This is a genomic window from Hyalangium sp. (assembly GCF_035629615.1).
Lineage (GTDB): Bacteria > Myxococcota > Myxococcia > Myxococcales > Myxococcaceae > Hyalangium.
Map to the genome: position 1 here is coordinate 1 of NZ_DASPHO010000236.1, position 2,264 is coordinate 2,264.

At 68.2% G+C, this 2,264-nt stretch carries 2 protein-coding genes; one reads left to right on the forward strand and one right to left on the reverse strand.

What is annotated here, in order from left to right:
- Nucleotides 1-938, reverse strand: a 938-nt coding sequence (locus tag VD972_RS11780; protein WP_324985421.1) for a (2Fe-2S)-binding protein, incomplete at its 3' end; no start/stop codon positions are given.
- A 262-nt stretch (nucleotides 939-1,200) separates the two neighbouring features.
- Here VD972_RS11780 and VD972_RS11785 point away from each other — a divergent pair.
- A partial coding sequence (locus tag VD972_RS11785) for a ferritin-like domain-containing protein (protein ID WP_324985424.1) occupies nucleotides 1,201-2,264 on the forward strand: 1,064 nt, incomplete at its 3' end.

The following is a 2,264-nucleotide window of genomic DNA, read 5'->3' on the forward strand; positions in this document are numbered from 1 at the left end:
TGCTTCTCCGCCGCCGAGGTGTCGATGGACTTGATGCGCGCATGGGCATGCGGCGACACGAGCCTCCGGGCATATAGCATGCCGGGCAGCTGCACGTCCGAGGTGTAGCGCGCCTTGCCCATCACCTTCAGCGCGCCATCCAGCCGCGGGGTGCGCTTGCCCACCACCGCCAGCTCCGCGTTGGGTGGCCACTGGGGCGGCTCGGTCTCGGGTACCGGGCGCTCCACCTCCTGGAGGCCCTCCGAGACGATGCCCACCTTGAGCTTGCCGCGCGGCAGCGGCTCGGGAGGCACGGCGCTCATGGCGAGCGGAGGAGGCTCGGAGCCACCCACACCCGGGCCTGCCTTCGCGGCGGCCAGCGTGGCCTCGAAGACCTTGGGATAGGTGCCGCAGCGGCACAGGTTGCCGGACACGGCCTCCTTCACGTCCTCGGCCGAGGGGTTGGGGCTGCGCTGCAGGAGCGCGGCGCAGCTCATCACCATGCCCGGCGTACAGAAGCCGCACTGGGTGGCGTCCTTCTCCACGAAGGCCTGCTGGACGGGGTGCAGCTTGTCGCCGCGCGCCAGTCCCTCCACCGTCATCACCTTGCGCCGGCCCACGTCCACCGCGAGCGTCATGCACGAGGGCACCGGCCTGCCATCCAGCATCACCGTGCAGGCCGAGCACGCACCCCGGTCACACGAGACTTTAGTGCCCGTGAGGCCCAGCTTGCCGCGCAGCGCCTGGGCCAGCGTGGTGCGCGGCTCCACCTCCACCTTCTTGTCCGCGCCGTTGACGTTCAGAGTGACGGTCAGCGCGCCAGGCCCGTTCACCTTGGGTGCGGCCGCCTCGGCCTCCTGGGCATCCAGGAGCAGGGTGGCACTCGCGGTGGCCACTCCGGTTCCCTTCAGGAAGCCGCGCCGGCTGAGCCCTGGGTTCTTCTTCTCGTCGGGATTCAAGGGATCCTCTCTGTGGGAGGGCACGATCGCAGGCAACGACTCTATGACGCGGCTACTCCCAGCGAACAGCTCACGCATCTGGCAAGCGTCCTCAATTGACATGTTCGTGACCCGATGGTCTCGTGCGCACCCACACTCCCGGTATCTGCCCGTCACCCGAGGGGGGGACATGCGCAAAAGGATGAGCAGGCATCTCGGCGCGCTTCTGCAGCTCGACCAGGCGCCTCAGTTGTTCAAGACCCTGGAGACGAGGGCGCGCGGTGTGAAGCCCATCGTGCGGAGCGAGCCCGTGCTCCCTCCCGAGTTCTCCTGGCACGACTACGCCGTCCTCTTGCTCCACATCGCAGCGGAGGTCGAGCACGCACTGATGGTGCAGTACCTCTACTCGGCCTACTCGCTGGGCGGGTCGCAGGTGCCTTCCAAGCATCGCGAGAAGGTGCGGCACTGGCAGGAGGTGGTGCTGGGCATCGCCAAGGAGGAGATGGGGCACCTCATCACCGTGCAGAACGTGCTGCGGTTGATTGGCGCGCCTCTGTGCCTCGATCGCGAGGACTACCCCTGGGGCAGCGACTTCTACCCCTTCGACTTCACCTTGGAGCCGATGACCAAGGACTCGCTGGCCCGCTACATCTATGCGGAGATGCCGGCCGGTTGGGACACCCCGGAGGCCCGCGAGATCAAGAAGCGCGCGATGAAGTCCTCTGCTGGCTCCGGGCAGGCCCTGCACCGCGTGGGCGAGCTCTATGACCGCATGCAGAAGATCCTCGCCAATCCCGAGTACGTGAAGGACGGGGACTTCCAGGCCAGCACCACGACGTTCCAGGCCTCGTGGGACGAGTGGGGGCGGGGCTACATGCGCGGCGCGCGCGGCCAGACCACCGCCAACCACCGCGAGAGCACGCCGGACGTCCTCGTCCAGCCGGTGAGTTCCCGGGATGAGGCCGTGGAGGCCCTGGCCGCCATCGGCAAGCAGGGCGAGGCCCTCTTCTACGACTCGGACCTGAGCGAGCGTTCGCACTTCCGCCGCTTCGTGGACATCTATGAGGAGTTCCCGGAGCCCGGGGACTGGGTGCCCACGCGGCCGGTGCCCATCAACCCGAAGACGACGCAGGACCTGAACGCCAATCGCGAGGTGCTGTCGCTCGCGAAGGGCCGGGCCGCCGCAAAGCCCGAGAGCGCGCTCATCACCCACCCGGAGTCCGTCGAGTGGGCGCACCTGTTCAACCTCCGGTACCGGATGCTGCTGGTGAACCTCGCCCACGTGTTCGAGGTCTCGGGAGCGACAGGGCAGGGCGAGGTGCTCACCCCGCGCGGGCTGCTGATCAA